Source organism: Sphingosinithalassobacter sp. LHW66-3 (assembly GCF_050703275.1).
Lineage (GTDB): Bacteria > Pseudomonadota > Alphaproteobacteria > Sphingomonadales > Sphingomonadaceae > Sphingomonas.
Map to the genome: position 1 here is coordinate 1,107,099 of NZ_CP193482.1, position 26,998 is coordinate 1,134,096.

Consider the following 26,998-nt stretch of genomic DNA (forward strand, 5'->3'; position numbering starts at 1 on the left):
TCGTCATGCGATTTCCCCACCGTATTCTCGCCCCTGCCTGCCTTACTCTGCTGACAAGCGCGTGCGCGACTTTCGGCACCAATATCGAAGGTGATTTCACCTGCCGTGCCCCCAAGGGCGACTGCGCGCCCAGCCATGTGATCGACGCCCGCGCAACCGGCGACATGACCGCAACCGGCTCGCTGGAGAACGACTATCGTGCGCCCGTCCCGGTTGCTGCCGGCGATCGGGCCCGGACGTCCGAGCGAACGCTCAGGATCGTGTTTCCAGCCCATGTCGATGAGACCGGGACGCTGCACGATGATGCGGTCGCTTGGGCAGTCGTCGAAAATCCGCGTTGGGCCGCAGAACTGCGCCGCAAGGTTGGCGAGGACACCGCCCCGCCGCTGATGCGCCAGCTGCGCCGCAAGCTCAAAGCCGTACAGGCGCAGATCGAGGCAACGAGCGAAACGCATGAAGGCACGGCCGCCGAGCAGCCTGCCAAACAGCCCGAAGCCGAGACGTTCGATCTCGGACAGCCCTTTCAACCTTCGTCCTCACTCGAGGACACCCCCTCTGCCTCGCCGCTGGTCCTCCCCTCCACGGCGCGCGAGGCCGTTGCCGGAGCGAAAGCCCCGGCGGTCGAGGGGTTCGACATGGCGCAGCCCCCGCATGATCGAGCCCCTCGGCCTTCTGCCGACAAGGCCCCGCTGATCTTCCCGACCATCGAGGCAATCGAGGCCGCGAAGAACGCCGCTCAGGCACAGAAGGAGCCCAAGTGATGGCCGAGAAACTGAAGACGATTGTCGACCGGCTCCTCACCGGGCTTCTGGGCGATGCCGAGCACGCTGAACATGACCGGCCTGCCCTGATGCTCGATCTCCTGTCGGACTGGCTCCCTTACCGGGTCTATGATCCGGCGAGCCGGCTCTATTTCAACGCGCGATCAAAGGGCTTTGTCCTTGCTGTCACGCCGTTGATCGGTGCCGATGAGCGTACCGGCGAGATCCTTGGATCGTTCTTCTCCGAGGGCCTGCCACCCGGGGCCTGCCTCCAGGTGCTGCATCTCGCGTCTCCGCGCATCAGCCGGATCGTCGCTCCCTGGTTTGCGCCGCGCTATGTCCAGGGCGGCGTCTACGAGGCGATTGCCCGCCACCGCGCGCGTCGGCTTTACGGCCTCGTCTGGGAATCGGGTTCGCAGGACGCGCCGTTCCATGCGCGGCATCATCAGGTGATCGTTTCGGTCGGCGTGCCCGCTGCCAAAGCGGTGAGCAACGAGGATCTCAAGCAGACGCGCGACGGCCTCATCGCGATGCTGAAGTCGCTCAATCTGGGCGTTGCCGAAGTCGAGCCGCAGCAGCTGATTGCGATCATCGACGACCTGACCTCGCCGACGACCGCGCCGCAGGACGACGCTGTGCCCTATAATCCCAATGACGCGATCGCGGCGCAGGCGATCCGCCACGATATCGAACTCGTCATCCTGGAAGACCGGATGCGGCTCGTCACCGAGCGGTTTCGGGCAACGGGCAAGGTTGACGATGGGGTTCCTGAGATCGGCACGGTCTACCCCGACGCCTTCGATGTGCGGCATTTTTCCTCGCGCAACATGCCCCAGCGCTGGGCGCCGTGGGAGTGCGCGCGGCTCATCGGCGACATGTTCACCGACAAGCTGCGCTTCCCCTGCCCGGCAGCGACGATGCTGTGCCTCGTCTATCCTGACCAGGAGGCCGCTTCGGCCAAGGCGGGCTTCAAGTTCATGCGTACCACCAGCCTTGCGGGTACGCGCAGCGCACGGTTCCTGCCGCGAATCGGTGAGCAGGCCGCGGAATGGCAGCACGTCCAGTCCGAGTTGCAGGAGGGTCGCCGCCTCGTGCGTGTCTTCTATGGCCTGACGACCTATTCGCCGCTCGGCCGCGGTGACCGGGACGAACGCGCGATCAAGTCGATCTACAAGGCGGCAGGCTGGGACCTTGCCGACGAGCGCTACCTGCAAATCCAGGGTCTGCTGGCGGCCATGCCGATGACGCTGGCCGATGGGCTTGGCGCGGACATGGAGCGCCTCAAGCGCTTCAAGACCGTGCTCTCGACCACCGCCGCCAATATCGCGCCGATGCAGGGCGAATATCTTGGCAGCGTCCATCCGCATCTCCTGTTCGTGGGCCGGCGCGGTCAGCCCTTCTTCTGGTCGCCGTTCGAGAACGAGGCCGGCAACCACAATGTCGCGATCTGCGGCAAGTCGGGCTCGGGTAAATCGGTGCTGCTTCAGGAGATGTGCGCGGCGCTGCGCGGTGCGGGCGCGCAGGTCGTCGTCATCGACGACGGGCGCAGCTTCGAGCATTCGGTAAAACTGCAGGGTGGCCGGTTCGTCGAGTTCACCATGAAGGCAGGCTTCTGCCTCAACCCGTTCTCGATGATCGATGGCGAGCGGGCAGCCGAAGACGAGGATTACCGGCTCGACTGCTTCGGCATGGTCAAGGCCATTGTTGGCCAGATGGCGCGGCACAGCGCGCAGCTCAACGATACCGAGCGCGGCCTGATCGACCGTGCGGTCAACATGGTCTGGAGCGACCAAGGCGTAGCAGCCTCGATCACTGGCGTCGGCGAAGCGCTGACCGGTCTTGGCAATGAGACAGCGAGCGATCTTGCGACCGCGCTCGCGCCCTACATGGCAGGCGGTACTTATGGCGCCTTCTTCGAAGGCCAGGCGAGCCTCGATCTCGATACCGACTTCACCGTCTTCGAAATGTCCGATCTCGCCACGCGCGAAGAACTGCGCGCGGTCGTGCTCTCGGCGATCATGTTCATGACCAGCCAGGCCATGACCCGCAGCCCTCGTTCGGTGAGGAAACTGCTCTTGATCGACGAGGCCTGGTCGATGCTCAAGGGCGGCTCGATGGGTGAGTTCGTCGAGACCTACGCCCGCACCTGCCGCAAATATGGAGGGGCGCTCGCAACCGCCACGCAGTCGCTCAACGACTATTACAAGTCGGACGGTGCGACCGCTGCGCTGGAAAACAGCGACTGGATGCTGATCCTTCAACAAAAGCCCGAGACGATCGCCGATTTCAAGGCGTCGAAGCGGCTCGACATGGACGACCGCACCGAGACCCTGATCCGCAGCCTGAAGCGCTCGGGCAGCGACTATTCGGAAGTCTTCATCAAGGGACCGGAGACCGAAGCCATCGGCCGGCTCGTGCTCGACGACTATTCCGCGACGCTGTTCTCGAGCTCGCCTCAGACCTTTGCCGCGATCGATGCCGAGATCGCGCGCGGCCATCAGCTTGCAGACGCGATCGAACGGATCGCCTTTGCCAATCGAACCTGACTTTTCCCTCTATCCAAGGACACCCAGAACCGATGCCTCTCCATCTCGTCACGCCGATCGACCAGGCCGAGGACGCCCGTGCCGACAGCGACAGCCTCGACCTGCCCGCTAAGGGCTGGTGCTCGCATGCCGCCGACCTCTGCTACATCGTGCTTCGCGGCAGCACTTTCCTCGCCTCGAGCTACCTCATGGCGCTCGGGCTCCCGCTGCTCTTCTTCCTTCTGATCTCGGGCGGCGATGCCGGGGTTTTCTTTGCGCATCTCGCCAATATTTCGGACCGTTTCCTCGGCGCCGAGCAGGGTCGCCAGATCGGCTTCCTCGACGAGTTCAAGTTCGTCCTCATCGGTGTCGCGACTTTGGTCGTGGTCTGGCGCCTGCCGCGCTTCATCAACGATCTCGAACGCGAACTCTCGGGAGAAAAGCTGTGAAGAACATATTGGCAACACAGTCCCCGGGCAGCCGCATGGGCGGGGTAAACTGGACCGCCGCTGTGCTCGGCTTGAGTATGGTCGGTTCGGCACTCTGGGGCGTCTGGGCCACCGACAAGCTGCTCGCGCTCGATAAGCGCGAGGTGGTGACCGTCCAGCTGAGCCGCATCATGGGCGACTTCATCGAAGCCGAAGCGCGCGCCGGACGGCCGCCTGAGGAAACGAAGATGCGCGTCCAGGCCTATCTGCAGGCGGTCGAAGCATCGGTCGAACATCTGGCCCGCGAGGGCCGCACGGTCCTTGTCGCCGAAGCGGTGGTCGCGGGCAGCACGCCCGATCTCACCGAAGCCGTGCGCGCGGATGTGGCGCGCCGCGTGGGAGCCATTCCCGATGCGCGCCGCTGACCTTGTCCTCCGTTCGCCCACTGGGCGCCGGCTCACGCTGTGGGCGGGGCTCGGCGCGGCCGCGCTCGCGCTCACGTCGCTCAGCACATTCGCGAAGGATCATGCGCTGATGATCAACGCCAGTCCGAGCCTGCCCTATTGGGCGATCTGGCTGGATCGCGGCGCGCTGCCGCAGCGCGGCGAGATCATCCTGTTCGATCCGCCGTCCTCGCCGCTGCTCGAAAGGCATTTTGGCAAGGCGCCCAAGCCGTTCGGCAAGAAGGTGAGCGGCATGCCAGGCGATGTCGTGATCGAGAAGGATCGCAGCTTCTTTGTCAATGGCCGCAAGGTCGCAGTAGCCAAGCGGGCAAGCCGTTTCGGCGAGCCGCTGGCGCTCGGTCCGACAGGCGTGGTGCCTCAAGGCTGCTATTTCGTCACCACCGCGCACAAGGACGGCTTCGACAGCCGCTATGCGGCGATCGGGTGGATCTGCGCCAAGCGCATTCTCGGGGTCGGGAGGCCGATCCTGTGACACCGCTGCGCGCCGCCCCATTCCTCGTAGCCGGTCTTCTTTTGGCCGCGCCGGCAAGCGCCCGCGACTACGGCCAGCAAGGCACCGTCTGGTCCGTGATCGAGCCTGACCTGCTCGAGCAAATCCATGCGCGTCTCACCCACCTCGAGAAGACCGGCGAGACGGCCAAGCTCAATGAGGAGCTGAAGCGGCGCACGATCGCGCGCGTCAACCGCCCCGAGCCCGTCGCAGGCATCAACGCCGCAGCGGCAGCACGCAGCTGGCGTTTCGATCCGACGATCAGCGTCGAGCGTGACATTGCCGATGATAAGGGACGGGTGACCGTTGCGGCCGGGACCCGGGTCAATCCGCTCGACACCGTGCCGCTGCGGGTGCCGCTGGTCTTTCTCGATGGCGATGATCCCGAGCAGCTTGCCTGGGCGACCCGGCGCTATGCCAGCACCAAAGCCAAGCTCATCCTCGTGCGCGGTGCACCGCTGGAACTGATGAAGGCCCGCCAGCGCCGCTTCTATTTCGACCAGGGCGGCAGCCTTGTGAAGCACTTCGGCATCCGCGCCGTGCCCGCCACGGTCGAGCAGCAGGGCCGCATCCTCATCATCACCGAGCAGCCTGTCCGGCCCAAGGAGCGCGCACCGTCATGAGAACAAAGTCTCCCTCTTTTACATGGCTATGCAGTGCGATCCTCTTTCTCGGTCTCATGCTCGCTGCGGCTGCGCCCGCACAGGCATCGGCAGGACCGGGTCGCTGCACGGGCAAGTTCGTCAATCCGATCACCGATATCTGCTGGTCGTGCCTGTTTCCGATCTCGATCGGCGGCCTGAAGATCTGGCCCTCGAGCCGACCTGATACGAGCAACCCGGCGCTTCCGGTTTGCCTGTGCGGTTTGCGGCCGGGCATCGCCATGGGCTTCTGGGAGCCGGTGCGGCTTGCCGACGTCAGCATGAAGCCCTGGTGCTTCGTCAATCTCGGCGGGATGAAGCTCGATCCGGGATTCGACATCGGCTTCAAGTCGATGGCGGGACCTTCGGCCGTCGGCGGCGCGACGCAGTACAATTCGCAGTGGCATGTCCACTGGTATGCCTATCCGCTGATCTACTGGATGGAGATCGTCGCCGATTTCCTGTGCCTGGAACAGGGCTCGGTGGACATTCTCTACATCACCGAGATCGATCCGCTTTGGCAGGACAGCGAGCTCACCGCGATCATCAATCCCGAAGCGGTGCTCTTCGCCAATCCCTTGGCGCTTGCGGCCTGCGCGGCCGATTGCGTGGCGGCAACGGCCAAGCTGCCGACCGATGAACTGTTCTGGTGTGCCGGATGCCAGGGCAGCATGTATCCCTTGAACGGCAATGTCTCGGCGACGATCGGGCACGTCCAGGCATCGCGGCTCGCCCTATCGCGCTTCTCCTACAAGCTGCACCGCGAACTCGTCGCCTGGGGCACGATGGGCAGCAAGGGGCTTTGCGGGAAGTATCTGATGCCGGTGATGAGGAAGCAGCAGTACCGCTTCCAGGCCACCAATCCCAATCCGCAGACCAAGGGCCGCTATGCCTGCGCGCCTATTGGCGCCTCCACCACCTTCATGTCGGCAGGTCAGGTCTATCCCGCCATCGGCGAGGACATGGGCTATCTGGTCTGGCGCAAACGGAACTGCTGCGCGCTATGAAGATACTCCCTCATCTCCTTGTAATCGCCTCGATCACTGGTGCGGCCGCTATGGCGGGAGCCGCAGCACAGACGAGCGAGCCGGAACTCGATCTCGAAGCGATACGCGCCCGCGCCAAGGTCGAGGCGAGCGAAGCCGATGCGCTTGCCGCCAGTGCCCGCGCGCGCGCCCAAGCGGTCCTTAGCCAAGCCAATGACAGCGCCGCCGAAGCCCAGGCGCATGGCAAGCGCTACACCGAGCAGGCGGCAAGTTCCGCGCGGCCAGGAAGCGACGACGTCTTCGACTTCGACAAGATGGTGGCCGACGCGGGGACCATGGCCAGCGATGGTCTGGGTGAAGCACCCCGCTTCATCGCTTTTGCTTCGCTCTCGATGCCGCCGGCTGCCTTGCAGGCCATGGCGGACGATGTCGCCAAGGCTGGCGGCGTCGTTGTGCTGCGCGGCCTGCCGGGTGGCAGCGCCAAGACCCTTACGGCTGCGCTCGCGAAAATCGCCGATGACGGCGGGGCGCTCGACGCAGTCGGCATCGACCCGCGCCTGTTTCGCGCTTTCGGGATCGAGGCGGTCCCGACCTATGTGGTGACCAGCAGCGATTTCGATCTCTGCGATGGCTTCGATTGCCGGACCCAGGTTCCACCCCACGACCGGATGAGCGGTAATGTCAGCGTGTCCTACGCGCTCGAAACCTTCGCCCAAGGCGGCGGTCCCGGCGCGCTTCTCGCATCCCAGCATCTTGCCCGCTTGCAACGGAGTGACCCATGAAGCGGCTTCTCCTTCCCCTTCTCTATCTCGCCTGCGCCTGTCTGCCGGCAAGCGTCTCGGCCCAAACCACGACCGATGCCGCCAAGGCAGACGGCAAGGCGTTCGGGCGCGATCAGGCGGCCGCAGCGCAGAGCGCGGCGACGACCGACCCGGACGCAAACCGGATACCCAATTTCGGGAGCGTGCCCAGCCAGTCGGGCTATTTTGACGATCCCGACCGGATGGCGCGGGAAGCGGCAAGCCAGGCAACGGCGAACACCGGCTACCGGACCATGCGCGATTCCATGGATCGCCGTGCGCAGTTCGCGCCCCAGGACCTCGACGCGGTTGTCGCGCGCAGCAATGTCATCAACGACGATCCGCTCTCCTACACCAGCGGCATGAGCATCAGCGGGAGCCAGGGCCGCTGCGTCCCCCTGCCTCCGGGAACCGGCACCGCAGCGCGCTACATGGCGACCTGCAACGTCGGCTACACCGCGACCCAGGAGACCAGATCCTGCCCGGTGACGCTGAATGCCACGACCGTGCAGCGGCAGGTCTATGGCTACTACTGCGTCGGCGGGAGCGGCGTCGATCCGGCATCGATCTACAATTGCAATCGCTACCCGGCGCCGCAATGCACGGTCACACAGTCCTATCCGATCAATCTGTGCGATCCCTATCTCGGCATCTACTGGGGCTGTAACTCGGGCGACCTGCGCGTCGATCTCGTAAGCTGCACTGCACCGGTCGATGGCGCGACGCCCTACACCGTAACCGGCGAGAACGTCGTCACGACGAGCCGCGATGAAAGCCAGTGCGCGGGCCTTGCCGCAGACAATTCATGTCAGCAGGACACCGAGACCTGCACCGACAGCGATCCTGTCACCAGGATCGTCGATGGCATCGCGGTCACCCAGCCCTGCTGGGCATGGTCGCGCAGCTATATCTGCGCCCAATTTACGCAAGCTCAGGACTGCCAGACGCTGGAAAGCACGCCCGGCTGCTCGCTGGTGCGCGAAGACTGCCTTTCGGGGGAGCCCTGTCGAACCTGGGAGCGGGTCTACGACTGCCCTGTCCCGGACCAGCCTGCCGATACCAGCCAGTTCATCTGCGACGGCGACGTCTATTGCATCGATGGCTCGTGCGAGACGATCGAGCGCGAGGCCAATGACGAGTTCAAGGATGCAGTCGTCGCGCTCAACGCGATGGACCAGGCACGGCGCGAGTTCGATCCCGACACGCTCACCCTGTTCAAGGGTACGCGCAACACCTGCTCGTCCAAGGTCTTCGGCGTGCTCAATTGCTGCAAGGGCAAGGGTTTCCCGCTCATTCCGGGTATCCAGCTGCTTGTCGCTCTCGGCTGCAGCCGCGAGGAAATGCTGCTTCACCAGCGCGATGCGCAGGGCCTGTGCGCCTATGTCGGGACCTATTGCTCTGACAGTTTCCTGGGCGTCTGCCTGACCAAGAAGAAGGTCTATTGCTGCTTTGAATCCAAGCTTTCGCGGATCCTGCAGGAACAGGGCCGCCAGCAGCTGAACAAGCCCTGGGGCAAGCCCAAGACCGAGCAGTGCCTTGGCTTTACCATCGACGAGTTTTCGCGGCTCGATCTTTCGAAGATGGATTTCAGCGAGGTCTACGCCGAATTCACCGACGCCGCGCGCCTGCCCGACGAGCTCCAGGCCGCCACCGAAATCCAGCAGAAAATCGAGGACTATTATGCCCGCGCCAGCCAATAAGGCCGCCCGGCGGCTGCTTGCCGCCTGCCTCTCGCTCACCGCCGTTGCGCCCGCGCTCAGTGCTCCGGCACACGGCCAGGAACCGCCGCTGGTCACGACCAGCGACAGCCAGGACAGCTTCTATTGCGAGGAGCGGCGCCTTGGGTACTGGTTCTATTGCACCAAGCCCAAGCCGCCCGAAGTGCAGGAGGATGCCTCCGAGCCTGCTCCGAGTGCGACGAGCCAGCTCGATGCCATCACTGCAAATCTGCGCGAACTGAAAGCCAAGGCGATCCTCGAGCCGACGTCGGCCAATCTGACGGCCTATATCCGTTTTCAGCGCGCCCAGCTCGACCGGGCATCGCTGTTCAGCGATGTCTGGCAGCGGGCGATCTGGCAGGATCCTGATCTCGACTATACGCTCCAGCGGCCAGTCTCGACGCTCGGCAAGCGCCAGTGGCAGGACTCGCGCAACGCCGAGCGCAATGCGGTGATGGCGCAGCTGTCCGAACGCTACGGGCTGTTCTACTTCTTCGCCCAGAGCTGCGGCGCCTGCGAAGTCATGTCGCCGATCGTCCAGAGCGTTGCGTCGACCTGGCACATCACGGTGCGTGCGATTTCGACGGACGGCGGTCCCTCACGCCATTTCCCGAATTACACGGTCGAGACCAACCAGCGCAGCCGCATGGGGCTTGAGCCTAAGGTCACGCCGGCGGTGGTGCTCTGGGATGCCGCCAAGGGCCAGCCCATCCCGATCGGCTACGGCGTGATGAGTGCCGACGAGCTTCAGGACCGCATTTACCTCCTCACATCGAAGGAAGCCGGACGTGACTACTAGGATGAAACGTGCCGTCGCCGCGATCCTCGCGGCCACCCTGCCCCTTACGAGTGCATCAGCCGATGTCGGCAGTTCGATGGACTCGTTCCTCAATGATGTTGGCGGCGCCGCCAACGTCAACGGGCCAACCGCGTTCGAGGGTCAGTCGGCAGGCTATTACAGTCTCGGCAACGTCTGGACGCGCTTCCCGCAGAAGACGACCAACATCGCCAATCTGCAGCTGCCGCGCGCCCGCGCGGGCTGCGGCGGCATCGACATCTTCGCCGGATCCTTCAGCTTCATCAACGCGAGCGAGATCGTCGCAATGCTGAAGGCTGTCGCCAACAATGCGGTCGGCTTCGCTTTCAGCTTGGCGATCGACACGGTCTGCCCGGAATGCTCGAAGATCATGCAGGAGTTCAGCCAAAAGGCTCAGCTCATGAACAACCTCAACATCAACTCCTGCGAAATGGCGCAGGGGCTGGTGGGCGGCATCTGGCCCAAGGGCGATCTGGCCGACAAGGCGATCTGCGAGGCGATCGGCAATTCGGAAGGCATCTTCACCGACTATGCAGCCGCCAAGCACGGGTGCGGCACCAAAGGCCAGCGGTCGAGCACGACGGCGCAGGGCTCGGGCAAATATGACGACGTCAATCCCGCCGTGGCGAGAAACTACACCTGGACGATCCTCAAGAAGTCCGCGTTCTTCTCGCCGAATGGCACTTTCGACGAGGAACTCGCCGAATATGCAATGACGCTGCTGGGCACGATCATCTATGTCCCGCCCAAGGATGACGAGCCGGGCAAGTTCGTGCCGATCGTCGGGGAAGCGTCCTCGACACTGGTCACCTCACTGCTCGATGGGACAAGCAACGGAAACGTCCTGATCTTCGACTGCGACGAGCCGGACAAGTGCCTCGATCCCGGCTTCAAGTCGCTCAGCCTTCCCGCATCCAAAGCGCTGCGCCCGCGCGTTGCAGCCCTGATTGCCGGCATGGTCCAGGCGATCCATGACGACACCGCGATCACCGACGCGCAGAAGGAACTTCTGCAGGTTGCCTCGATCCCGCTTTACAAGATCCTGACTGTCCAGGCGGCCTATGGCCGCGGCATGCCGACCGACGATCGCGAGACGCTGGCGGAGATCGCCAGTGTCGATCTTCTGTTCGCCGTCCTCGACCGGATCGTCAGCGAAGCGGGCCGCTCGATGTCGAACTTCATCGGCGCGGACGAAGCCAAGATCGCGATGTGGCAGGGCCAGGTGAATGTCGTCAGGCAGGCACTCGCCGACAGGCAGGCGAACACGCAACTCAAGGTCAACGCCATCATGCAGATCATCGAGAAAACCGCGTTCATCGAGAACGTGCTCGCCGCATCGATGTCGCCGGGCATGGCCGCCTCGCTCGACTGGTCGCGCGGTGTGCAGTCGCGCGCCCTTACCCACTGATCCCTTTCAGCGCGCCGAAAGCGGCGGGAGCCCAGCATCATGGTCGAGATTTTCACGGTTGGCGGCGGCGACTACCTGGTCAATGTCTTTCAGGCGGTCGCCGCCTGGACGGGCAATGGGGGCTACAAGAGCCTCCTGCAGGTCGTCATGGTCATGGGGCTTGGCCTCTCCGCCATCACGCTGGCGTTCAATCAAGACTGGAGGGCCTGGGTCAACTGGTTCCTCGGCGCGACGCTGATCTATTCATGCCTTATGGTGCCGCGGCTCGACGTCCATGTGACCGACCGGCTTAACCCCAGTCTCGCCCCTGCCAATGTCAGCAATGTGCCGCTGGGGCTTGCACTGATGGCGAGCTTCACGAGCCAGGTCGGCGACTATCTGACTGGCTCGGCCGAGGTGGTGTTCGGGCTGCCGGGCGACCTCAACTACTCGAAGAACGGCATGATCTACGGCGCGCGGCTCTACGATGCTACGCGCTCCTTGCGTATTTCCGACCCCGAATTTGCCGCCAATCTCGACGAGCACTTCCGGCAATGCGTCTTCTACGACGTGCTGCTTGGCCGCTATTCGATGAAGGAGCTCGCCGAAACCAGCGACATCTGGATGACCATTGCGCCCGGCAGTCAGGCGCGGGCCCAGCGCTTCCTCACCCGCGACACCGGGACCGGTCAGGTGACTTCGAATATCATCACCTGCCGCGAAGCCTATGACGCCCTGAACGCGCAGTGGGCCGGTTTGATCGACGGCATGGGGACGGTCTTCGGACGCCAGCTTTATCCCAACCAGACCGCCGCCCTCGCCAAGGCCAAGCTTTTTGCTGACCTGCCGGTGGCTTACCAGTACCTCACCGGGGTCTCGGCCAATGCGACCGAGATCTTCAAGCAGACGCTGACGATCAACGCGATGAGCCAGGCCATGCATTCAATGGCGGCAACGAGTGGCGCGGGCAACGTCGACGTCTACGCCCAGACGCGCGCCGATATCCAGACCGAGCGGACCTATGGCTCGATCGCCAGCAACGCGATGAAGTGGGTGCCGCTTCTCAATGTCGTGCTGACCGTGCTCTTCTACGCCCTGTTTCCGGTCCTCTTCCCCCTGTTTCTGTTGCCCAAGACCGGGCCGCTGGCACTCAAAGGCTATGTGACGGGCTTCTTCTACCTGGCAGCATGGGGACCACTGTTCGTGATCCTGCACATGATGCTGATGTACAAAGGCGCCGCGGACATGAGCGCGGTGGCCGGTGGCAATGGTCTCAGTCTTGCAAGCTTCACCGGCATGGCCGATGTGAACAGCGATATCGGACTTCTGGCAGGCTATCTCATTGCCTCGGTGCCGTTTCTGGCCGGCGGGGTCGCCAAGGGAGCCATGGCGATTTCTCACCATGCGACAAGCTATCTCAATCCGAGCCAGAACGCTGCCGAGGAAGCGGCGCGCGAGGCAAGCACAGGCAACGTCTCGCTGGGCAATACGAGCTTTGAGAATTCGAGCGTTCTGACGCGCCAGTTCGCACAAGGGACTATCGCGCCAAGCTTCACCTATGGCGCGGCGCAGACCCGGACATTCAGCGATACGGGCTCGATGACGACGAGTTTCCCCGAAGCCAGCTATGACCAGCTTCCCAACTCGAGCTATCCCTTCACGCCCAGTCTCGGACAGGAGTTCACCTCGCGCCTGTCGACAATGGCATCGCAGGCCCGCTCGAACAGCGAGAGCTATGCGAACATTGCGACGGAATCGACCACCAGCGCGGTCACGAAGTTCCGCGAGCTGCGAAGCCAATTCAGCCGCGGATCGGCTTTCGAGAGCGCGACCGGCACATCCAACTCCGACAGCATCCAGACCGCCTTCAACGAGGTCGACCAGGCATCCACCAACCTGCAGCGTCAGTTCGGCCTATCGCGGAGGGCCGCTGACGACATTTCGACTGCTTGGTTCCTTGGGGGTGAAGCCGGCGCCAGCGCTGGTGTCACGAACGGTGTGGCGTCTGCAAATGTCGGATTGAAAGGGGGCGGTACCCGCACCTGGACCGACAGCGATATCGGCATCGCATCCGAAGACCGCTCACGCATCTTCGGGAGCCTTGCGCAGATGTCGGACAGTAGAAACTGGTCAAGCACACGCGATGGATTTGTTCGCAGCGTCAGCACCTCGTCGAGTTCCTCGATTTCCTCGACCGCGAGTGGCATGAACGCTTCGCTGACCGAGGCCCAGAGTTACAGTCGCGAAGCACGGCGGGCTGAGGAACTGGCGAACCGCCTCGAAAGCCAGGCATCGTTTTTCGAAGGTAACAGCGCCGCAGGCAGCCTAAACCTGTCACAGGCCTACCGCGAATGGGGCTTGGTCGAAATTGAACGCAATCGTGACTTCTACGGCAATGTCCGCTTTGACGACCTGACGTTTCAGCTCAGTCCGGAAGGTCAGGCGCTGCAGGGCAAATTCATCGAAAGCTACGCGGAACAGCTGCGCGACGGGATTGAGGACAGGCTCGTACTGACGCCAGGACAGCCAATCTCGCGCCCTTCGGTCACAGGACCGGGATCTGTCAGAGGTCGTGCCCAAATCGGTGGAGGGGTGTCTGGAAACGTGCTGCAGGTGGACCCGGGCACTATTCACGACGAAGTGGTGCGCGCTCAGGATTCCGGTCGCCAGCGGATCCGCGGATCCAGAGGCCGCCTTGATGCGGCTACCAAAGGTGCACAGGGCGCGAGCGCGGAGTCTGCTGATGAGGTGAAGGAATGGTGATGGATTGGGTCACCAGAGCTCGGCCGATGCTCCAGCCAAATATGCAAAACCTGCGGCAATCACAAGCAGGACTGTGATCGTGAACTTCCGTCCCCAAGGATCGGCCCAGGACTTCTTGATCCGATACTCCATCAGGCGATTGTCACGGATCGCCTGATCGATCTCAGACAGCCCATCCCACTTGTGGGTTCCGCGCGTCTCTGCATTCTCAATGTCGAAATTCGTCATGATCGCGTTCACATTGCTTCTCCTTGGAACATAGCGAAAACAATGGCTCAAAGACAGCAGAAACTCGCGTCCTCGCGCTCGTGTGCCACACGCGCGCCTTCACTCTGCGATGACTGCGTGCGGCGACAATCCGCTCGATCAGCTTGTGGCAACGAAATTTGAGTAAGCGGACATTGTCACTACCAGTCCTACTGTGAGCGACGCGCCCCAGTTTCTGTCGAGTTACGATCAACTACGTGACATCTGAAATCAAAGTAAGCGGTGTCCCGCTGACGTCATCACACGCGCCACGCGACCCCAACGGGGGGCGCCCACCATGGCCGCCCGTTCCCATTAGCCGTCATCATTATGATAGGTCCAACGCTAGCTTTATCGCGGCTCGCTCATCCGAAGCATGGATTCCATGCAGTCTGCCGTTTTTCCAACTCCAGACAGTGAAGCCGAGCTTCCCGACTTTGTTGATCTGGCCGGAGGGTAATGCTTCGGCCTCGCCTTCGGAAATGAGTCTCAGCACAACCTTTGCAGGCTCGCCGAGAGTATCAATATCAAAAAGCTTGCCAACGCTCGCTTCAGCCAAAAGATGATCGCCCTTTGTATCGATAGCGATGACGGTCTTATCTACCCAAACGAGAAAATCGGGCCAGTAGGTAGATGACGACGCTAAATCCAAAAGGGGGATGTAAAATCCACTGTTTCGCGGATTTCGCGCCCATACTCGCTGGGTGCGGTCAAGCGCGCGACAAAAGCGTAGTTCAAGTGGATTTAGTCCAGAATATTTCGCGTGCAGTGATTTACTAAAATCGGTCGCATCGCGAGGATCGATTGCCACCGGGCCCACTGAATAGGGTGCATCAAAATCATTTTGAAAGATTCGAGAATGGGCAATGTAAGCTTCTACAACTGACCTAGCCACGGATCGGACATGATCCGCCGCAGGGCTAGTTAGCTCAATCATCGCATCAAATTTTGGCAACTCGATATCGACAAGATTGACGGGGCCACCAGCACGCCGTAGGGCGCCGGCATAGAGCCTTTGAAGTTCTCGCCTAAATATTGATCGTACGGTGACGCGATTGCTATGCTCTACTTCAATCCATTCAAAAGATGACTCTGCTCCAACTCCAATTTCCTGGAGGACTAGCATACGGCTTCCTTGACCCACCGTGTTTGGGCCACCAGCGGAAAAGTCCATCATCTTGTTTATAAGGTTGGCGATCGGGTCCTTCGCCTTTGCAGAGTGAATGCCAATTGTCGGGACCGTGCGAGGTGGCTCCGGATGCACCTTCTCCATAACCCTGCCGGTGCTATCGGACTTAATCAGCAGCGACACCGCAGGATGCTCTGACACAAGCTGACGACGAATATCATCAAGAATTTCATCAAAGACACCGCGTTCGTCTGTGCGGATATAAAAGTGTGCGGTGTTTAGGACAGGATTTGTATAGTGTTCTGCGCCAGGCTGACGAAGAACACGACCAATGACCTGCGTTATTTGTCTTGATGACGCCATTTCTTTATCAATATAGGCAAATCCACAAGTTGGATCGTCCCAGCCTTCTTGCAGGCCAAGGTTGAAGATGATGTGTTCAAAATCGCCTTCAATGAAGTCAGTGTAATCCTTATCACCACCAGACAGAACCCGCATCCCCTTAGGGGCTGGAGCATCTTTGGTAAACTTTAACTGACTGTATATGACGATCTTCGACGGATCGATTTTCGCATTTTCTACAAGATGCCGCCAAATAAGAATAGGGCGAGCCTGCCTCTCATTAAATGGTCGCTTCGTATCCTCAGCTATCGGAACTCCATCAACAGTATTTGTGCTGCAAACGTAGATTGCCTTTGGTTTGTATGGAGCCGGGAGTAGCGCGGCGGCAGCTCTAGCTTCCGCCATGTCCGACAGCATAGCATCAACGGCCGTTTCCATGGGAGTGACATAACCGCCAATGGCAATTCGCTCTTTCACCAGTCCTGCCGAGACGACATCTTTGCTGGCTACTGCCGTTGTAAACTGACTATCCTGCCAGCCTCGATCAGTGCGTAGGCGGGTAATGGTGTTCTCCAGACGGGATGGAAGCGTCATCGTCGCGCTTGCGGCGATCAGTCCGTCAGGTGACAGCTCTAATAGCCTGCGCGTCTGGAGGTCCGATAGATTATGCCCTTCGTCATAAACCACAATTAGTGGACGTCGCGCGCCGCTCGCCGCTCGCCTACGCTTTAGCAGCTCCCACAGGGAATCAGTGGCTAAATCAAGCTGCGCCTCAAAGACCTTACGATCCCCGCCCTCTTCATCCTCGACTGCAAATTTGCCGACTGTCGCTACTAAAAGTACCGGACGTGTTGAATCCTCCAGATCCGATGGTGCAACCTGAAGGAGAGGCTTAACAGTAAAGCCCGGAAGATTATCGGCATATTTCCCGGCCGAAAGATTGGAATACGCTTGAGATACAACGATCTTTCCCTTTGAAACCCAAAGGACAATTGGCTGTATAGGCAGACGATCACGAATCTGGGATACGGCGTCAGCAAGAATAAGTGTCTTACCGCTGCCGGTAATCGATACCAGGGTTTGAATGAAAGGCACAGTTGTGGTTCTATCAACCATGAGTGGATTGATAGCGTACTCTGCAAAGCGCTCTGCAATAGAGGAAGCCGCCCGCTCCTGAAACCCGAAAAGCTCCACTTATTCCGCCCCTTCTGGGTTATTAAATTCATCGTTCTCATTAAGGCCAAGATGAGCCAAGATGCGATCGGGAATTTTCCAGAACCTTACGTTAGGGGACTGGAACGTCTCGTACCGCGCATAGACGTGGTACGGCGTTTTCACCCCAGCGCGCTTTCCTTCTGTCACGACAGTTTTATACGTATCCAAATCGAGGGAGCCGACTGGACCGCCGTTATCCCAGATCAGAAAATAGCCTTCGCCGTCATCATCCGTTCCAATCAGGTATTGATAATCTGCGTTATCAAAAACGCTGAGATTTGGTGCGCTTCGGCGTTGGTTTTCCCAATGCGAAGTCAGCACTATATCAATCAGTTCATTTCGCTGCATTGACAGCACAGTTTTTGCATCAATAGTCTTTGTGAGAAGGCGATATTCAAAGCCGCCGCCCAAGGGTTCCGCCTTTGCGTTATTCGGCCTTTCTCCGGTGACAGCGTTACGCAGTCGTTTCCAAGTCAGGGTCCGGGCGTACTTATCACCATTTTCAGGCGCGCCTTGTTCGATAAGGATGAAGCGGCGAGCAGCGTCTTGCTCTGCGTTCATCTCAAGGACCGCATGACCGGTCGAACCAGACCCGGCATATGGGTCCATAACCAGACCGCCATCGGGACACCAAATCTGGATAATCTTCTTCAATAGGCGGAGCGGCTTGACGGTATCGAAGCCATGATCGCGTCCTACTACCTGGTCTAATTCGCGCTTGGCGAGATCGGTGTGGCCTGATTCAGCATGGGGCCACGTGACCGACCCGATGTCGACCGGGGCGCCGTATTGGTCCTCGTCCCAGAACGTCGTCGGAACCTTTCCCTCTTTGATCCGATCGACATAGGTCTTTAGCCGAGGCCGCCCATGGCCGGGGCGCCGGCTCTTGTCATCGCGGAAATAGAGGCTTGGCCAGTTGCCAGCATTGCGACGTGCAAGGGCGCGCTCCGCTGCCTTGATAACGGCTGGATCGTTGGACGGATCATAATTCTCTAGTGTGACGCCCGAACCCTTAATAACGAGGGCTTTACCACGACCGTCCCCTAAGTCCTTTTCGACATAAGGCGATCCCCACTCCGCTAAGTATGCTTTGGCCTCAGCTTTCGTAAAGTTGACCCAGTGCGATCGGGCTTCGGGTAGCAGCCCGTCGAAGCGGTATTCGCCATTGGGATAGTGAAGGTTCCCGGTTACTGGCGATTGGATGGCATAAGCGGTATCCTTCCGGTGCTGGCGCGCAGTCGGATCGCTTGGAATCCAATCGCCATTCGGATCACTATCAAGGTTCTTAATCGATCCACGATCAAAGTCGACGCGGCCAGTGCGAGAACGCGACTTATCCTTGGCATATACGAGGACGTATTCCGTGGTTTTTGATACAGTCTTAGCATCGTTCTTGGGAGAGTATGCCTTCTGCCAGTTGATTATGCCGAGCCGGTTTTCCTCACCAAAGACCTCGTCCATCATCATCCCAAGATGGTACAGCTCGTTGTCATCAATACAGACGGCAATGACGCCAGATGGCTTGAGCATCAACTTCATCACCTGAAGTCGTGGCATCATTGCTTTTATCCACTTAGTGTGGCGGGACCCATCTTCCTTGGCGACCAATGTGCCAAGCTCAGGGTCATTTGGATCGCTATCCCACCGGTCATTATATCGAAAATACTGACCCGTATTGTAAGGGGGGTCAGTTAGGATCAGATCGACCTCACCGCGATATTTGTAGAGCGTGACCATAGCTTGAAGGTTTTCACCCTCAATCAACAGGTTCCTCGCCTGATCTGCTGCGGGGCCGACATGCAGCTTCGCTTCTCGCCGGGTCACACGCGGCCTGACGCGGCGGGCAATCTCCATAGCTGTACGCTTGCCGTGAAAACTCAGAGCCACCCCATTTGTGAGCAAACCCCGCACCATTCGTTCTAGGTCATCGCGATCAAGCTTCGCTAGCTCTCTGCCCAACTCATCGGCCTGCGGTATCGACATTAATGCGCGCCCTATTCATCTCTCAAGTGCGGCCCGTCTGCCGCCAGAATGTTCCTAGTGTGTTCCGACTTTGTCGGCAATGCCACGCCCTGTTTTGATCTTCTAGACAGACAATCCGGCTCTTGGCTAGGAGCACATTTCGCTCATAGTCGACTATCGCTGGACCTTCGAAACACGTCCCGATTCCGGCCAGCTTCGCCCGCTGCGGAGCCATAATCGTTTCTCGCAGCGTGCCGTTATGAACTCCGTTCTTTTATCGGTTGTCATTTGGTATGCACCTCCAATCATCAAAGCAGACTGACGATGGTGGACAATTTCACCAATAGACCATCGCGTGCAAGTACGTCGGGCTTTGTCAGACGGTTCTGAAGACATGAAGTACCGCGTCGTGGGCGGAAGAAGCGAGAACTCAGTCCCTTTCCGCTAGAAATTGCCTGACCCTCTGCTGCGTCTTACGCCTCGGCTGCCGTCCCTCGCGCAGGTCTTGAACGAACCGGGGGTCTCCGACCGCGTCCCTCCCAAACATGCTAGCCTTCGTACCGCTTCGCACCAAATAACCCTCGATCTGGTCCAGGAGCTCCATCGCCTTCGACTCGCTTTCCGCTTGTGTTCTTGCTATGTTCTTATTAGGAAGGCTTCCTAGAGTCTAGGATCGATTTTCCTAGACGAATGCGATAGGACACGCAGCGATGGAAGATGCACGCAAAGCACTGGACGATCTGATCCAGCAACGAGGCTGTAATTACTCCTCGATTTCTCGCCTTCTCGGACGCAACGCGGCCTACATCCAGCAATACATCCGTCGCGGCAGTCCCCGGCAACTGGACGAGCAGGACCGCTCCGTGCTCGCCCGCTTCTTCGGAGTAGACGAAAAGATCCTCGGCGCGCCCGAACGGCGATCCGGCCCGGTCGTCGAACTTGTCCATGTCCCGGTTCTTGATGTCGAAGCCTCGGCAGGGCACGGCGCTTTGGCCGAAATGGAATCCAAATGCGCCCAGTTCGGGTTCGATGAGAAGTGGCTGCGCCGTCTGACCGCAAGCAAGGCGACGAGCCTTTCGATCATCGCCGTGCACGGGGATTCGATGGAGCCAACGCTGCATGACGGCGATGAAGTCATGGTCGATCTCAACGATGGACAGTCGCGGCTTCGTGACGGGATCTATGTGCTGCGCATGGACGACATGCTCAGCGTCAAGCGGGTCGCAATCGAGCCGCAAGGCAAGCGGGTCTCGGTGCTCAGCGACAATCCGGCCTATCCCAGTTGGCGCGGACTGGAGAAGCGGACGATCAATATTGTCGGCCGCGTGCTTTGGTTCGGCCGCGCGCTTCGCTAGGTAGCTCGCCAATGCTTGCCCTCCTCGCTGCCTCGATCGTCGCTGCCGGCCAGACCTTTACCTGCACACCCACGCATGTCTGGGATGGCGATGGGCCCATATGGTGCGCCGAAGGCCCCCATGTCCGCATCGCCGGGATTGCAGCGCGCGAAATGGACGGGACATGCCGGACCAACCAGCCGTGTCCCGACGCGTCGGCTATCGAAGCGCGCGACGCGCTCGTCGATCTCCTTGGCGGCCCTAGCGGGACCATCTCGACAGGGCACGTCGTAGTTCGCGGACCGAGATTGACATGCCGGTCGGAAGGTTCGGCAGGCGGCAACCGGACGGCTGCCTGGTGCCGACTGCCGAACGGAGCCGATCTCTCCTGCTCGATGATCCAGACACGTACAGTGCTGCGTTGGGATCGCTACTGGAAAGGGCCTGCATGCCGCTAGGCCCGGAACTCCGTCTGACAGGCCGTCTTGCCGAAGGCCCCTTCGGACTTGAACTGCATTCGGGCGGCGGGGTGTGGGAGCTCGACGCCGGGCGTAGAGTACGCCGGTTGATCGGATGCGAAGTGGAAGTCTGCGGACGCCGCGCCGGGTTCAACGAGCTCATCTGCGATCAGATCTGGCCAGCAGGACAACCCCGCCCTCCTCGCTCCAAATTCAATATTGAACTTCTATTGGCGTGCAGTGTCGTGGGCTACGGTTTGATCGCGTTCTTCCTCGGCCTTGTTGGACGTCTCGGCTGATGTTGAGCGATTGGGAACTCTGGGCTTGTGCCAACCAGGTCCTGAAGACCCACGGTGAAAATGCACCGCTTCATGTTGCCGAGCAGATCGGCGTGCTCGCACTGGCACGGGACAAGGCGGGCATCGCCACTTGGAAAGCCATCGCCCAACGCGTGGCAGAGCTGATGGGCAAGGATGGCCCGAACCAGCTTCAATAAACCAGAACGGCCTCAGCCAAGTTTCAACAACGGTCAGCCTATCGGCGATAGATCGCCCGGAAAGAGAGTGGGCTGAGAGCTCCTGCCTGCATTCGTCCCACCTTCAATCTCCAAGCCCTGCATCCTTTCGACCAGGTGGCGCGCGAGATCGACACGAGCATTGCGCTGGGTTCGCGGGTCGTCAGCACCGAGCCCGACAAGCGTTGCTTCGGACGCAACCGCAAGCGCGACCTCGATATGCGTAAACAGGATCTCATCGGCGATTCGGGACATGGCCGACATGAGAACAAAAACAGAACTAACAGTCAACCGGTGCCATATGGACCCATGCGGATATCCGCTCTGTCAGATCCCGATTTCGAAGGGCTTGGTGATCGAGCGATCGAGTTCGGGCGGCTCGCGAGCCGGTTCTTGCGAACGATCAGACGCCTTGCCCTTAGCCTGGCCCGTAGCGGCCGCATCGCGCAGCAGATTGACCGTTTCGAGCGCCGAGCGTTTCATGCCCGGATTGCGCTCAATAGCTGCTTCGAGCTTGCCCGCATTGTCTACAAACAGGGTCAGTCCATCGCGCAGGCGGGTTATCGTCACGAGGAATGTCTGCTGGTTGGCAAGATTGCGTTCGCGGCTGTCCATGACGGCAATCCCGCGGTCGGAGGTCAGGCCCTGCGCCATGTGCGCGTTGAGCGCGTAAGCGAGATCAAGACGCTCGAGCATGGGGTCGCTCAGCCCCAGCCGGTGTTCGGCGCCAAGGGAGGTTTTCACCGTAACACCCTTCCCATCAACCGCCACGATGCGCGCCTGATCGGCGTTGAGCAGGCCGCGCTTGTGATCGGTCGCCGTCCACCGAATGCGGTCGCCATCGTGGATTTCGAGTGGGCGAACCTCAAACAGACGCAGCGGATCCTGCTCACCTTGCGGTCGCATCTGGCCCGGCCGGAATTCAAAGCGCTTGCCCCGCTCGTTCTGCAGCATCACGCGTTCGCGGGTCGGATCGGTTTCGACCACTTCATAGCGGCCCTTCTGCAGCCCCTGCCCCCTTTGCCGGCGGTCGACTTCGAGCACCATGCCGGCCGCATAGCTGCGCGAATAGCGCATTTCCTCACGCGTAAGGTTGACGCGCGACAGCACAGTGAGACCCAAGGAACCCGGTCCCAATTCGCCATTGGCTTTGAGCCCGATCTGGACGGCGTCATTCACCTGTCCGCGCAAGTTGCGACCCGACGCATAGATAGCGGTCACCTCCCGCTCGGCCGGCGAAAGCGATAGCCAGGCCGCCGCGGCGTCGACGGCAGCTGTATTTCCCGACGCGACGACATGCGGGCCAAGATGTCGCAAGGCCTCGTCGATATGTCCGACCTGCGCTGCATATTGAGCATCACGCAGCGCCTTATCGCGGGCCCGGAGATTGGTGTTCATAATGGCGGTTTCGACGCCTGCCCGCTGCATCACGTCGAAGGGTTTGCCGGCATCGACAGCGCCCAATTGCTTCCTGTCGCCGATGCTGGCGAAGCGGTCGAGCTGGAGCAGATTGGCGAGGCGCACGAGCTTTTCCTTGTCGGCATTGCCGACCATCGAGGCTTCGTCGAGCAGCACCGTGGTGCCGCGCAGAGACGCACGAGCCTCGGCAAGCCTCGCCTGGTCCGCTCCTGCCAGAAGGCCCTGATGTTGGCGCAGAAAGCGCGCAACCGTCATAGAGGGAATGCCGGTGTCACGTCCAAGCATCTGTACGAGCGTGTTCTGGACAGCGAGCCCGAGCACGGACTTGCCTTCCTCGCGCAAGATGTCTGCAACAGGTTTAAGGACGGTACTCTTGCCGGCGCCAGCTACGCCTTGAATAGCGACAATCCGGTTATGCGAGGCGAGAAGCAGGCGCCCTGCCCCCTCCTGCCCAGGGTTCAAGGTCAGGCCATATTTGAGCTGGGAGAGCGCCTGTAGCCGCTCTCCGGCCACATCAGCTTCGACCACCGCAGTCCCATGTCCCCGGCCACCTTCGACGGCCGCAATGATGCGCTGCTCGAGCCCGATTGCATCGCGGGTTGTGACAAGATTGCGATCTGCGCCCCTGCCTTTCTGCAAGTGGCCCTGGCGCAGCAATTGGTCGACGCGGTGTTCGATATCGGCAAGAGTAGTGGGCAAGGCGAAGCCTAGCGCTGAGCGATATATCTCGGTCCGCGAGAACGCTGCCTCGCGCTCGCCCAAGTGCCGGATCGCCGATGCGACCGCATGAACGGCCGCGATCTGCTCGGGCGTCCGGCGCCCCATGTCGCGCGGCACAAGCGGGTCGCCCTGACGTAGCCCCAGACGCTCCGCAAACGTCGCAGCCAGCATCCGCGCCCGCTGGCCGATCGATCGCACAGAGTTTCCAATTCCGGAGACAGAGCCAATGTCGGTGGCGGCCCGTGCATTGGCCTGTGAAATGACAAGTCTCGGATCAAAGCCCAACTGTGCTGCTGCCTCGCGCCATTGGTTCACGAGAGCCTGGCGGTCTGCCACCTGCCCTTTGTCCGCCCGGGTCATCAGATTGGCCGCATTGCGCGCCGCGAGGCCTTTGCCTTCCATCGTCGAAAGCTTGTCGAGGATCTCGGCACGGCGCGAACTGAAGGCATCACGAACGGGTTTGGGTACGCCCACCGCTTCGAAATTGCCATGCTTGCCGTATTCCCCGACCTGGTAGCCGAGCTTTTCTACGGCTAAGCGGAAGCGCGCCATGGTCATGGCATTGAGCAGCGTGTTGTGCTCCCAAATCTTGTCATTTCTCAGCGCTCGCCATTTGCCATCGGGCCCCTGGGTTACATTGGCAACCACGGCGTGAAAGTGCGCGTTGGGCTCCTGATTGCGGTTCGTATCGTGCTGGAAAAGCCCGATCACGAGATTGCGCGTCGCGACCACCCGTTCCTTGCCTCGGACCTCCATGCGGGTTTCGGCGAGATTCTTCTCAGCCCAGGCCAGAGTCTCGCGAACGGCAGCGCCATAGGCATCGAGGATACGCCTGTCGCCGCCGACGAGGGCAAGGATGGACCAGCTCTTGGGCATCGAGAATGTGAGGTCGGTGCCGGCGCGATGGGCCCTGTTGTCGCTCCCGACACGGCTTCCATCGGGCAGTATGCCCTTGAGTACGGCCTCGAACTGCGAGGCTTCGATAACGCCTCGCAGTCCAAGCGTTTCCGCCCCCTTGCCAAGCCATTGACCAGATCTCTCGGCATCGGCGCGGGTGTAGTAATTGTCGGCGGCAAAGTAGTTGGCAGCGCCGCCAGCAGTACGGACATTGGCTACAGAGAGCATCAGGCGTCACTCCGCCCGGCGGCGTCTGCCTCGTGCGTCACAGTTCGAAATCGCCGAGATCGGGACCCTCGTGCAAAGGCTGATCCTGCTCGGGAACGCCGTCTTCGAGCATGAGCTTGCGGGCTTCTGCCTCTCGCTGGCGCTGGGCTGTCCGATCGACGGCTTGCGGCTTATCCGAGGGCGGATTGGCCCGCGGCAAGTCGCTTCGGCGTCCCTCCTTCACGCTATTCGGTGGATCCTTCTCATCGGGATGATCGCCTTTGCGGAGCGCCGCACTCGTTGGCAGCAACGGACGGGAATTGCGCGGCGTTGCCTTGTGCGCTTCGGGCGGCGATTTTCGCCGATGACCAGACTTGCCTGACGGCTTCCTGGGGTCGTCGGGAATGTCCTTTTCTGCCCGTTTCGCCGCCTGCTGGCGTGATTGCTTGGCATCCGCCTCGACCACCGGCTCTAGCGGAAGAGTACCTTGCTTTGGGACGACAGGCTTGCCTGCCCCGTCATCGTTCGACGAGGGATGTTCGCTATGATTTGCTGGCGGATTGTCAGCTGTCTCGCCGCCTTCACTCTTGCCTTCGACTTGTCGGGTCGGCTGTCGATCCTTGGCCCTACCGACGAAAACATGCGCGATTCTTTCCCGGTCTATCGGCTTCAGACGGACCGGCGCTGCAGGAAAGCCGTCCGGGAATTTGATAAAGCCCGACAGACGCGGCAGGTTCATCAATTGGTCGGGCAGCAGCAAAGGCTCGATATGCTTGCGCGGCGTCAGGCTGACGGCATCGCGGGCATTGTTGTAGCCATAGGTGTAGCCTTCTTCCATGTCGCGAACCTGGCGATGCCCGATGAAGTCGGAACACCAGGTAGCCGTCTCGCGGTCTGCCGTACCGAGGATCAATTTGGTCCGAGCAAGCGATGCAAGCGTCATCGCCATGTTCTCACCGTAGACCTCCTTGAGCTTGGCATAGGCATGGATGCCGGTGACGATTGCGCCGCCGAAATTGCGCGCTGTCTGCAGGCCTTTCTCGAGAGCGGGGAGCCGGTGAAGCGCGCCCAGCTCGTCGATGAAGAACCAGCATTTGAGGTCCTTGGTGCGAGGCATCGTCATCAGCGTGTTCATCGCCGTATCGAGCCACAGCGTGAGCAACTGCGCGCACACGCTCATGTCCACGTAGCGCGCGGAGATGAAGACCATCGAGCCACTTCTCTTGGCGTTAGTGCCCTCGTCTTCATGGGTGCCCTCCTCGATCCAATCGCGGACCGAAAAGCGGCGCCCGGAAGTGGGCAGGAGCTTCAGCGCCTTGGCGTTCACGTTGAACACTGCCCGGATCGATTCAGCCATACGCGCGGCTTCAGGAGCAGTCAGGGGATCGGCGATCGTGCCTCGCATCATGGCGTGGACCCGCGAGAGATCAGCGGTCATCAGTTCGCGGGCAAGCGCAGCATTGGTGCCCCGCCCTTCGGCCACCAGCTTGAGGCAGAACTCGACGAACAAGGCACGCGCCGCGATAACCCAGAACTGCGCCTCCCCGCCCCCATCATGGGGTACGAGGGCTTCCGCTGCCGCCCAGAATTCACCTTCGGTGCGGCATTCGTCGAAGAGGCTCCATTGGGGACAGCGCGCGTCGAGCGGGTTCAGAATTATGTCCCGGTCGGCCTGGTAGAAGTGTTCGATGAAAGCGCCGGTGAGGTCGAAGACGACGCAGCGCTGTCCCTTGGCGCGGGCTTCGGCAATCATGTCCGACATGGCGACTGTCTTGCCCATGCCGGTGGTCCCGATGAGCATGGCGTGGCTCTGTTCGAGCCGCCAAGGATAAACAACCGTCGCAAGATGCGAGGGCCGGTAGGGAAATGCCGCAGACAGTTCCTTGGGCGAACACAGATGCCATTTCCAACCCATAGCGCTCGAAAGCTCACGGGCGCGCTCGCGCTGGTTGTGCCCGCGCAGCTCATCGACCAGTTCGGGTAGTGTCACGAGCATGGCCCCGCGCTCATGTTTGCGCTCTTTTGAACGGCTGCCGAAGCGCGCTGCGAACCAGTAAAACAGCACGAACGCCGGCACGAGAAGCAGGGCCGAACGCACCAGAGCATCGCCCAGCAAGTCGAGCAGATGATCCCACGCACGGATCACCGGCGGATAGGCATCGAGCATTATGATGGGGATCTGGACGGTTCCTCCGAACCCCGTTTCGAGTGCGACCTGTTTGGCCGGATCGAACTCCATGAAGCCGTAGATGGCAGCATAAATTCGCATCCAGACGAGGTAGGCTTCGTGATCGCTCAGCCCTGCCGAAATGGTCCACCAGCTAGTCCAGGAAATGCCGATGGCGGCGATGATCAGCGGCCCCTTGAGACCTGCTGCAAACATGAAGCTGAAGTGTCCGAGCAGCTGACTTCCGCGCGTGAAGTTGACGAGGTTACGCTTCATCGGAACCTCCCTCGCCGGCATTTGCGGTGAGCCCCAGTTCCTTGCATTTGCGCGCGTAGGCTTGATGGGCTCGCTCACGCAGACCGTGATCGGCATGCCCTGCGAGAAGGGCATCGACGCCGACCATCGTGAACACTGATTGACGGCTGATGCGGTCGACCGATGTTTCGAGCTTGGATGCAAGATCGTCGTTTTCGCATGCCTGCGAAAGCAGCGACCGGATCCATTCGCTGACGCTTATATCGCGCCGCTTTGCTGCAGTACGAACCCGCTCAGCGAGCTCGACGGTGACATGTACCTGGAGAGATTTTGGCCGTGTCATGCACGGACTC

23 protein-coding genes are annotated in these 26,998 nt (G+C 60.8%); 16 read left to right on the forward strand and 7 right to left on the reverse strand.

All coding sequences use genetic code 11. The annotated features are described in order from the left end of the window. The first annotated feature begins 5 nt into the window (after nucleotides 1–5). Genes ACQ450_RS05125 through ACQ450_RS05180 form a run of 12 tightly spaced genes read left to right on the forward strand, consistent with a single transcriptional unit; the run spans nucleotide 6 to nucleotide 13,780 of the window. Nucleotides 6–761: a conjugal transfer protein TraV gene (locus ACQ450_RS05125; RefSeq protein WP_431470768.1), complete on the forward strand. Its 756-nt coding sequence runs from the start codon at nucleotides 6–8 to the stop codon at nucleotides 759–761. Further along, nucleotides 761–3,307, forward strand: coding sequence for a type IV secretion system protein TraC (gene traC / locus ACQ450_RS05130; protein ID WP_431470769.1), 2,547 nt, complete (start codon nucleotides 761–763; stop codon nucleotides 3,305–3,307). The genes ACQ450_RS05125 and traC overlap by 1 nt, the downstream gene beginning before the upstream one ends. Before the next feature lie 32 nt (nucleotides 3,308–3,339). Continuing rightward, nucleotides 3,340–3,735 (forward strand): hypothetical protein, encoded by a 396-nt coding sequence (locus tag ACQ450_RS05135; RefSeq protein WP_431470770.1) that lies wholly within the window; start codon nucleotides 3,340–3,342, stop codon nucleotides 3,733–3,735. A gap of 8 nt (nucleotides 3,736–3,743) precedes the next feature. After that, the gene (locus ACQ450_RS05140; protein WP_431470771.1) at nucleotides 3,744–4,139 is read left to right on the forward strand and encodes a TrbI F-type domain-containing protein; all 396 of its coding nucleotides are present in this window, start codon (nucleotides 3,744–3,746) and stop codon (nucleotides 4,137–4,139) included. Then, nucleotides 4,126–4,650 (forward strand): S26 family signal peptidase, encoded by a 525-nt coding sequence (locus ACQ450_RS05145; protein WP_431470772.1) that lies wholly within the window; start codon nucleotides 4,126–4,128, stop codon nucleotides 4,648–4,650. The genes ACQ450_RS05140 and ACQ450_RS05145 overlap by 14 nt, the downstream gene beginning before the upstream one ends. Continuing rightward, nucleotides 4,647–5,291 carry a type-F conjugative transfer system protein TraW gene (traW, locus tag ACQ450_RS05150; protein WP_431470773.1) on the forward strand — a complete coding sequence of 215 codons (645 nt, stop codon included), beginning with the start codon at nucleotides 4,647–4,649 and terminating at the stop codon, nucleotides 5,289–5,291. Before ACQ450_RS05145 ends, traW begins: the two co-directional genes overlap by 4 nt. A 56-nt stretch (nucleotides 5,292–5,347) precedes the next feature. Beyond that, nucleotides 5,348–6,316: a conjugal transfer pilus assembly protein TraU gene (traU, locus tag ACQ450_RS05155; RefSeq protein WP_431470774.1), complete on the forward strand. Its 969-nt coding sequence runs from the start codon at nucleotides 5,348–5,350 to the stop codon at nucleotides 6,314–6,316. Between the two features lie 50 nt (nucleotides 6,317–6,366). Further along, nucleotides 6,367–7,077, forward strand: coding sequence for a type-F conjugative transfer system pilin assembly protein TrbC (gene trbC, locus ACQ450_RS05160; RefSeq protein WP_431470775.1), 711 nt, complete (start codon nucleotides 6,367–6,369; stop codon nucleotides 7,075–7,077). Beyond that, a complete protein-coding gene (locus ACQ450_RS05165; protein WP_431470776.1) occupies nucleotides 7,074–8,795 on the forward strand; it encodes a conjugal transfer protein TraN in 1,722 nt (573 codons plus the stop codon). Before trbC ends, ACQ450_RS05165 begins: the two co-directional genes overlap by 4 nt. Beyond that, entirely contained in the window at nucleotides 8,776–9,612 is an 837-nt protein-coding gene (locus tag ACQ450_RS05170; protein ID WP_431470777.1) for a conjugal transfer protein TraF, read from the forward strand. The genes ACQ450_RS05165 and ACQ450_RS05170 overlap by 20 nt, the downstream gene beginning before the upstream one ends. Nucleotide 9,613: 1 nt before the next feature. Further along, nucleotides 9,614–11,038, forward strand: a complete 1,425-nt coding sequence (locus tag ACQ450_RS05175; protein ID WP_431471167.1) for a conjugal transfer protein TraH — start codon at nucleotides 9,614–9,616, stop codon at nucleotides 11,036–11,038. Nucleotides 11,039–11,077: 39 nt separating this feature from the next. After that, the gene (locus tag ACQ450_RS05180) at nucleotides 11,078–13,780 is read left to right on the forward strand and encodes a conjugal transfer protein TraG N-terminal domain-containing protein (protein WP_431470778.1); all 2,703 of its coding nucleotides are present in this window, start codon (nucleotides 11,078–11,080) and stop codon (nucleotides 13,778–13,780) included. A 9-nt stretch (nucleotides 13,781–13,789) separates the two neighbouring features. Here the strand turns inward: ACQ450_RS05180 and ACQ450_RS05185 are convergent, their stop codons facing one another. The 3 genes from ACQ450_RS05185 to ACQ450_RS05195 all read right to left on the reverse strand — a co-directional run bounded on the left by ACQ450_RS05185 (nucleotide 13,790) and on the right by ACQ450_RS05195 (nucleotide 18,695). Then, nucleotides 13,790–14,020: a hypothetical protein gene (locus ACQ450_RS05185; protein WP_431470779.1), complete on the reverse strand. Its 231-nt coding sequence runs from the start codon at nucleotides 14,018–14,020 to the stop codon at nucleotides 13,790–13,792. A gap of 334 nt (nucleotides 14,021–14,354) precedes the next feature. Beyond that, nucleotides 14,355–16,691 (reverse strand): DEAD/DEAH box helicase family protein, encoded by a 2,337-nt coding sequence (locus tag ACQ450_RS05190; RefSeq protein ID WP_431470780.1) that lies wholly within the window; start codon nucleotides 16,689–16,691, stop codon nucleotides 14,355–14,357. Next, nucleotides 16,692–18,695 carry a site-specific DNA-methyltransferase gene (locus ACQ450_RS05195; RefSeq protein WP_431470781.1) on the reverse strand — a complete coding sequence of 668 codons (2,004 nt, stop codon included), beginning with the start codon at nucleotides 18,693–18,695 and terminating at the stop codon, nucleotides 16,692–16,694. A gap of 689 nt (nucleotides 18,696–19,384) precedes the next feature. Between ACQ450_RS05195 and ACQ450_RS05200 the strand changes: the two genes are divergently transcribed. Genes ACQ450_RS05200 through ACQ450_RS05215 form a run of 4 tightly spaced genes read left to right on the forward strand, consistent with a single transcriptional unit; the run spans nucleotide 19,385 to nucleotide 20,962 of the window. Continuing rightward, a complete protein-coding gene (locus tag ACQ450_RS05200) occupies nucleotides 19,385–20,029 on the forward strand; it encodes a S24 family peptidase (protein WP_007011047.1) in 645 nt (214 codons plus the stop codon). An 11-nt stretch (nucleotides 20,030–20,040) separates the two neighbouring features. Continuing rightward, a complete protein-coding gene (locus ACQ450_RS05205) occupies nucleotides 20,041–20,466 on the forward strand; it encodes a thermonuclease family protein (RefSeq protein WP_431470782.1) in 426 nt (141 codons plus the stop codon). After that, the gene (locus ACQ450_RS05210; RefSeq protein WP_431470783.1) at nucleotides 20,457–20,765 is read left to right on the forward strand and encodes a DUF5818 domain-containing protein; all 309 of its coding nucleotides are present in this window, start codon (nucleotides 20,457–20,459) and stop codon (nucleotides 20,763–20,765) included. Before ACQ450_RS05205 ends, ACQ450_RS05210 begins: the two co-directional genes overlap by 10 nt. Beyond that, nucleotides 20,765–20,962, forward strand: a complete 198-nt coding sequence (locus tag ACQ450_RS05215; protein ID WP_205440775.1) for a DUF6961 family protein — start codon at nucleotides 20,765–20,767, stop codon at nucleotides 20,960–20,962. The genes ACQ450_RS05210 and ACQ450_RS05215 overlap by 1 nt, the downstream gene beginning before the upstream one ends. Nucleotides 20,963–20,995: 33 nt before the next feature. Here ACQ450_RS05215 and ACQ450_RS05220 read toward each other — a convergent pair whose 3' ends face one another. The 4 genes from ACQ450_RS05220 to ACQ450_RS05235 all read right to left on the reverse strand — a co-directional run bounded on the left by ACQ450_RS05220 (nucleotide 20,996) and on the right by ACQ450_RS05235 (nucleotide 26,988). Further along, entirely contained in the window at nucleotides 20,996–21,235 is a 240-nt protein-coding gene (locus ACQ450_RS05220; protein WP_431471168.1) for a hypothetical protein, read from the reverse strand. Nucleotides 21,236–21,307: 72 nt separating this feature from the next. Next, nucleotides 21,308–24,244: a MobF family relaxase gene (gene mobF, locus ACQ450_RS05225; protein WP_431470784.1), complete on the reverse strand. Its 2,937-nt coding sequence runs from the start codon at nucleotides 24,242–24,244 to the stop codon at nucleotides 21,308–21,310. Nucleotides 24,245–24,281: 37 nt separating this feature from the next. After that, nucleotides 24,282–26,666: a type IV secretion system DNA-binding domain-containing protein gene (locus ACQ450_RS05230; protein WP_431470785.1), complete on the reverse strand. Its 2,385-nt coding sequence runs from the start codon at nucleotides 26,664–26,666 to the stop codon at nucleotides 24,282–24,284. Then, entirely contained in the window at nucleotides 26,656–26,988 is a 333-nt protein-coding gene (locus tag ACQ450_RS05235; protein WP_215227851.1) for a ribbon-helix-helix protein, CopG family, read from the reverse strand. The genes ACQ450_RS05230 and ACQ450_RS05235 overlap by 11 nt, the downstream gene beginning before the upstream one ends. Nucleotides 26,989–26,998: the final 10 nt, after the last annotated feature.